At 73.0% G+C, this 6598-nt stretch carries 6 protein-coding genes; all 6 read left to right on the top strand.

Features of this window, described 5'->3' with window-relative positions:
* Positions 1-59: 59 nt before the first annotated feature.
* The 6 genes from ABZ348_RS21115 (at position 60) to ABZ348_RS21140 (ending at position 6446) form a co-directional block, all read left to right on the top strand.
* Positions 60-1277, top strand: coding sequence for a prenyltransferase/squalene oxidase repeat-containing protein (locus ABZ348_RS21115; protein WP_358935203.1), 1218 nt, complete (start codon positions 60-62; stop codon positions 1275-1277).
* Positions 1277-1951, top strand: a complete 675-nt coding sequence (locus ABZ348_RS21120; RefSeq protein ID WP_358935205.1) for an SCO2322 family protein — start codon at positions 1277-1279, stop codon at positions 1949-1951. The genes ABZ348_RS21115 and ABZ348_RS21120 overlap by 1 nt, the downstream gene beginning before the upstream one ends.
* Positions 1948-3204 (top strand): energy-coupling factor transporter transmembrane component T, encoded by a 1257-nt coding sequence (locus ABZ348_RS21125; protein ID WP_358935207.1) that lies wholly within the window; start codon positions 1948-1950, stop codon positions 3202-3204. Before ABZ348_RS21120 ends, ABZ348_RS21125 begins: the two co-directional genes overlap by 4 nt.
* Positions 3201-4865 carry an ATP-binding cassette domain-containing protein gene (locus tag ABZ348_RS21130; RefSeq protein WP_358935209.1) on the top strand — a complete coding sequence of 555 codons (1665 nt, stop codon included), beginning with the start codon at positions 3201-3203 and terminating at the stop codon, positions 4863-4865. The genes ABZ348_RS21125 and ABZ348_RS21130 overlap by 4 nt, the downstream gene beginning before the upstream one ends.
* Positions 4862-5725 (top strand): ECF transporter S component, encoded by an 864-nt coding sequence (locus ABZ348_RS21135; protein WP_358935211.1) that lies wholly within the window; start codon positions 4862-4864, stop codon positions 5723-5725. The genes ABZ348_RS21130 and ABZ348_RS21135 overlap by 4 nt, the downstream gene beginning before the upstream one ends.
* Before the next feature lie 286 nt (positions 5726-6011).
* Positions 6012-6446 (top strand): transglycosylase SLT domain-containing protein, encoded by a 435-nt coding sequence (locus tag ABZ348_RS21140; RefSeq protein WP_358935213.1) that lies wholly within the window; start codon positions 6012-6014, stop codon positions 6444-6446.
* Positions 6447-6598: the final 152 nt, after the last annotated feature.

Raw genomic sequence — 6598 nt, forward strand, 5'->3', positions numbered from 1 at the left:
GGAGCCCTGGTGCCTGATCGTGCCCGTGCCCGGCTCCCGCAGGAGAGGCACCGCCCGTCATGACCACCGTCCGCCGTAGCGCCGCAGCGCTCGCCGTCACCGCCGTCATCGGCACGGCCCTCGCCTCGGTCGCCGCTCCGGCCGCCGTCGCGGCGCCCACCCCCTCGCCGTCCACAGCCGCACTGCCACCCGGTCTGTACGGCAAGGGCGACCCGGCGTACGACGGCGTCTGGCGCCAGTCGCTCGCCCTCCTCGCGCTGGACACCGAAGGCGTCAAGCCCGCCACCGCCGCGGTGGACTGGCTCACCGGGCAGCAGTGCGACAACGGCGCCTTCCCCTCGTACCGCGCCGATGCCAAGGGCGACTGCGCGGCCAAGCTGCCGCTGGACTCCAACGCCACCGCCGCAGCGGTGCAGGCGCTCGCCGCGCTCGAAGGCCAGGACGAGTCGGTGCGGAAGTCGGTCGACTGGCTGAAGTCGGTGCAGAACACCGACGGGGGTTGGAGCTACAACCCCGGTGGTGCGAGCGACGCCAACTCCACCGCCGTGGTGATCGGGGCCCTCACGGCTGCGGGCGAGAAGCCGACCGCCGTGAAGTCGAAGGGCGGGAAGTCCCCGTACGACGCACTGCTCACCTTCGCCCGGCCGTGCGGTGGGGCCAACGGCGGGGCGTTCGTCTACCAGCCCGCGATGCCCGGTCTGGTGGGCGACTCGACCGCCGCCGCGGTGATCGGAGCCCAGGGGAAGGGACTCGCCGCTAAGCCGGCCGACGACCGGGGCAAGGACCCGCAGGGCACGGTCTGCAAGCCCGCCACCACCATCGAGGGCGCCGCGCACAACGGTGGTGCCTATCTCACCACCGCACTCGCCAAGACCGGCTACCTCACCACCCCGCCGATGCCCGGTGCCGAGGACCCGACCGAGAAGCCCGACTTCGGCAACACCGCCGACGCCGTGGTCGCCCTCCACGTCCAGGGCCTCGGGGAGCAGGCGAAGAAGTCGCTGGCCTGGCTGGAGGCGGACTCGGCGGGTTGGGCCAAGGAGTCCGGTCCGGCCGCGTACGCACAGTTGATCTTCGCGGCGAACGCGGCGGACACCGACCCCGAGGAGTTCGGCGGCAAGAACCTGGTGACCGAGTTGACCGCGCTGGGGCCCGAACCCCAACAGGAGGAGAAGGACGACTCGGGGATCGCCGTGTGGTGGATCGTCGGCGCCTTCTTCGCCGCCAGCGTGGGTGTGGGCATCCTGTTCAGCGGCCGTCGCAAGAACCAGAGCTGATGCGCGGCCGGCTCCTCGCACTCGTCCTCGCGCTCGGGACGGCCCTGACCGTGCTCGGGGCCGGCCCCGCCCAGGCCGCGGGGTACCGCTACTGGTCGTTCTGGCTGGGCGAGGGCACCGCATGGGTGTACGCCACGGAAGGCCCGGCGAGTGCCCGACCTGCGGACGGTTCGGTGACGGGCTACCGGTTCTCGGTGAGCGAGGACAGCTCGGACTCCGCCCGGCCGCGCCAGGAGCCCGACTTCGCGGCCATCTGTGGGACGACCCCCGCCAAACCGGACGCCAAGCGCCTGGCCCTGGTCATCGACCCCGGTACCCAGAGGGACGCACCGGCCGGGGAACGTCCGCCCGCGCTGCGCACCGCCTGCGCCCAGGTGCCGAAGGCCGCCACGGCTGCCGATGCACTGGCAGCGGTCGCCAAACCGCTGCGCTACAACAGCCAGGCGCTGCTGTGCGCGATCTCGGGCTATCCGCGCACGGGCTGCGGCGAGCAGGTCGCCGCCCCGTCCGACGCAGGTGGCAACGACGCTGACGGCAATACCGGCACTGATACCGGCGCCGACGCAGGCGAAGACGGTGCCGGCGGTCCCTCGCTGGGCGTGCTCGCCGGAGTCGCGGCCATCGTGGCGCTGGGAGGGGCGGCGCTGTGGCAGTCCCGTCGCCGTAGGCGATGACGGGGAATCCGGCCGACCGGCCGCCCCGGCACGACCGCCCCACCCGACTCCACCCACGGCTCGCCACCCGGGCACCCGCCGCCGAACAGCACACCGCGGACACCGATCCACCAGGCCGGGAGCCCACCGCCCCCCGGTGGACACGGCTGCGGGCACCCGAGGCCGACCGGCGCAACGCACTCCACCCGGGCGCCTGGTGGCTGTGGGCGCTGGGCCTGGCGACCGCCGCGTCCCGCACCACCAATCCGCTGCTCCTCGGGCTGCTGGTCGCCGTCGCCGGCTATGTCGTCGCCGCCCGGCGCACGGACGCCCCCTGGGCCCGTTCCTATGCGGCGTTCGTCAAGCTCGGGCTGTTCGTCATCGCCGTGCGCGTCCTGTTCTCGGTCGCCCTCGGCTCCCCCATCCCCGGCAGCCACACCCTCGTCGAACTGCCCGAAGTACCGCTCCCCGACTGGGCGCAGGGCATCCGCATCGGCGGGCGGATCACCGCCGAACAGGTGGTCTTCGCCCTGTACGACGGCGCCAAGCTCGCCACCCTGCTGATCTGCGTCGGCGCGGCCAACGCCCTCGCCAACCCGGCCCGCCTCCTCAAGTCCCTGCCGGGGGCGCTGTACGAGGCCGGGGTCGCCGTCGTCGTCGCCATGACCTTCGCACCGAACCTGGTCACCGACATCGGCCGACTGCGCACCGCCCGGAGGCTGCGCGGTCGACCCACCGGAGGCATCGGGGCCATCGCCCAGATCGGGCTGCCCGTGCTGGAAGGCGCGCTGGAACGATCCATCGCCGTCGCCGCCTCCATGGACGCCCGCGGCTACGGGCGCAGCGCCCGGGTACCGCCCGCGGTACGGCACACCACCACCGCACTCGTCCTCGGCGGTCTGCTCGGCGTGTGCGCGGGCTCCTACGCCCTGCTGGCGGCGGAAGGCGGCTCCTACGCCCTGCCGCTGTTGGCCGTGGGGCTCCTCGCGGCGATCGCCGGGCTGCGGCTCGGCGGCCGGCGATCGGTGCGCACCCGCTACCGCCCCGACCGGTTCGGCCCGCGCTCCTGGTGGGTCGCCGCATCCGGTGCCGCGGTCGCCGTCCTGATGATCTGGGCCGGCTCCCACTCCCCCGACGCCCTACACCCCTCGGTCGTACCGCTGACCGCACCCTCGCTGCCGCTGTGGCCGGCCCTGTCGATCCTCATCGGGCTGCTCCCCGCGTTCGTCGCGCCCGTACCGCCCCTGGCCCCGGTCCCCAAGGAGTCCTCGTGATCCGCTTCGAGCAGGTGTCGGTCACCTACGCCGACGCGGCGGAGCCGACCGTTTCCCAGGTCGACCTCGTCGTGCCCGAGGGCGAACTGGTGCTACTCGTCGGGCCGTCGGGGGTGGGCAAGTCGACGTTGCTCGGGACGGTGTGCGGGCTCGTGCCGCACTTCACCGGCGGCACCCTGCGCGGTCGGGTGAGCGTCGACGGCCGGGACACCCGCACCCACAAGCCGCGGGAACTCGCCGACCTCGTCGGCACGGTGGGACAGGACCCCCTGGCCCACTTCGTCACCGACACCGTCGAGGACGAACTCGCCTACGGCATGGAGTCCCTCGGCATCGCGCCCCCCGTGATGCGTCGCCGCGTCGAGGAGACGTTGGACCTGCTGGGGCTCGCCGAACTGCGCGACAGGCCCATCGCCACCCTCTCCGGCGGCCAGCAACAGCGCGTCGCGATCGGTTCGGTGCTCACCACCCACCCGAAGGTGCTGGTGCTGGACGAGCCGACGTCGGCGCTCGATCCGGCAGCCGCCGAAGAGGTGTTGGCCGTGCTGCAACGGCTCGTCCACGACCTGGGCACGACGGTCCTGATGGCCGAGCACCGGTTGGAGCGGGTGGTGCAGTACGCGGACCAGGTGATCCTGCTGCCCGAACGCGGTGCTGCCCCGACCATGGGCGCCCCGGCCGATGTGATGGCCGTCTCCCCGGTGTATCCGCCGGTGGTGGCGCTGGGACGGCTCGCGCACTGGTCGCCGCTGCCCCTGTCGGTACGGGACGCCCGCCGCCGGGCGTCGGCACTGCGCGAACGACTGGCGACGGGGCACGCGGAAGACCGCGGCACGGCATCGGTCACCGCCGCCCCCACACAGGTCGCGACGGAGCAGGAAGCCACCGTGCAGGTCGCCACCGTCCGGGGGCTCAGCGTCCGCCGGGGACGGGCGGAGACGCTGCGCGGCATCGACCTGACGTTCGCGCGGGGCGAGACCGTGGCGCTGATGGGACGCAACGGCGCCGGCAAGTCCACTCTGCTCGGCACGTTCGTGGGCCTGGTGACCCCGGCCTCGGGAAGCGTCGACGTCGGCGGGCTCACCCCGCACCGGGCCGCTCCCGCCGAACTGATCCGCCGGGTCGGTCTCGTTCCGCAGGAGCCGCGGGACCTGCTGTACGCGGACACCGTGGCCGCCGAGTGCACTGCCGCCGACACCGACGCGGGCGCCGCCCCCGGTTCCTGCCGTGCCCTGGTGAGCGAACTCCTGCCGGGCGTGGCCGACGACACCCATCCACGCGACCTCTCCGAGGGCCAGCGGCTGGCGCTGGCCCTGGCGATCGTGCTCACGGGTCGCCCGCCCCTGCTGCTGTTGGACGAGCCGACCCGCGGTCTGGACTACGCGGCCAAGGCGCGGCTCGCCGCGATCCTCAAGGGCCTGGCCGCGGACGGCCATGCCGTGGTGCTGGCGACGCACGACGTGGAGTTGGCCGCGGAACTCGCCGACCGGGTCCTGATCATGGCCGACGGCGAGATCGTCGCGGACGGGCCGACGGCCGAGGTGGTGGTGTCGTCCCCGGCGTTCGCCCCGCAGACCGCGAAGGTCCTCGCGCCGCAGCAGTGGCTGACCGTCTCCGAGGTCGAGCGGGCGCTGTCCCGACCTGCGCGAGGCAGCGCATGAGCGCCGCTGACGCGCGGCGGTCCGCACGCCCCGTACGGCTCGGCCCCCGGTCGATCGCCGCCCTGGTGCTGATCAGCGCCGTCGGGGTGGTCGCCTTTGGCTGGCCGCTGCTCGCGGACGAGCGCTCGGGCCTCCACGACCACGCCGCCGACGCGCCGTGGCTGTTCGCCGCGCTGCTGCCGCTGCTGGTGGCCGTGGTCGTGGCCACGATCGCCGATACGGGCATGGACGCCAAGGCGGTGGCCATGCTCGGCGTGCTGGCGGCGGTGGGGGCGGCACTGCGCCCCTTGGGTGCCGGCACGGCGGGCCTGGAACCCATGTTCTTCCTGATGGTGCTCAGCGGCCGGGTGCTGGGCCCGGGTTTCGGCTTCGTCCTGGGCGCGGTGACCATGTTCGCGTCGGCCCTGCTCACCGGTGGGGTCGGTCCCTGGATGCCGTTCCAGATGCTGGCGATGGGCTGGTTCACGATGGGCGTGGGCCTCCTCCCGGGCGCGGACCGCATCCGGGGCCGCACCGAGGTGCTGATGCTCGGTCTGTACGGGACGGTCGCGGCCTTCGCGTACGGCACGGTCATGAACCTCCAGGGGTGGACGTACCTCCAGGGGGTGTCGTCGAACATCTCGTTCCACCCCGGGGACCCGCTGTCCGAGAACCTGGTGCGCTTTCTGACGTACTGCCTGCTCACGTCGATGGGCTGGGACCTGGGTCGGGCGGCGATCACCCTCGTACTGACGCTCACCCTGGGGCCGGCGATCTTGAAGGCGCTGCGGCGGGCGACCCGAAGGGCCGCGTTCGAGGCGCAGGTCACCTTTGCCGCTCCGACGGACGGCGTCGACCGTGAGCCGCCCCACAGGGCTTAGGTCCCCTACGAAGCGTCCTAGGAGGGGCGACGAGACCATGGGTCACCGCTCTGACCTGGGCGCACGGGGTGCGTGGTGCCCTTCGCCCCGGGCGGCGGGTGCGAGGCGGGCTAGTACCAGGGCTCGTTGCCACCGCTTCGGCGGGCCGCTAACACTGGTCCGGTCGCTCAGGGCGCCGCCCTCCCGCTCCGGCGGGTGGGGTTCGCGTCCATCGGCTTCCGCTTCCGTGCAACGACGGGTGGGGGTGCCGGGCGACAGCCCCCGTACCCGACGTTAGGTGCCGTTAGTGACCCGCTCCATCCTCAGCCGCATCGCCGTTCGCCCGAAGACCGCCCTGGTGGGTTCCGCACTGGTGGCCACGTCCGCCGCGATGGTGATGGGTGTCGCGCCGGCCGCATCGGCTGCGCCCGCAGCCCCGGCCGCCGCCGAGGTCGTCTCGGCGAAGACGATCGCCAAGAAGATGATCAACGATGAGGCGCAGTTCCAGTGCTTCGACAAGATCGTTGAGCATGAGAGCAACTGGGACATCGACGCGTCCAACCCGTCCAGCGGCGCCTACGGCCTGGTGCAGGCCCTGCCGGGCACCAAGATGGCCACCGCCGGCTCCGACTGGCGCACCAACCCCGCCACCCAGATCGAGTGGGGTCTGGACTACATGAAGGACCGCTACGGCAGCGCGTGCGGTGCCTGGTCCTCCTGGCAGGTCCAGGGTTGGTACTGATCCTCCAGCGGCTCTGACGCAGCACCTTCCGACCGTGCGCACGTCCTTCGGGGCGTGCCGCTCCCCGGTGTCGATGTGACCGACGGCGAAGTCTGGGCGACCAGTCGCTCCGACGGTACGTACTCCCTCGCCATCGACCCGAAGCGGCGTGA

It is taken from the genome of Streptomyces sp. NPDC005963 (assembly GCF_040638655.1).
Lineage (GTDB): Bacteria > Actinomycetota > Actinomycetes > Streptomycetales > Streptomycetaceae > Streptomyces.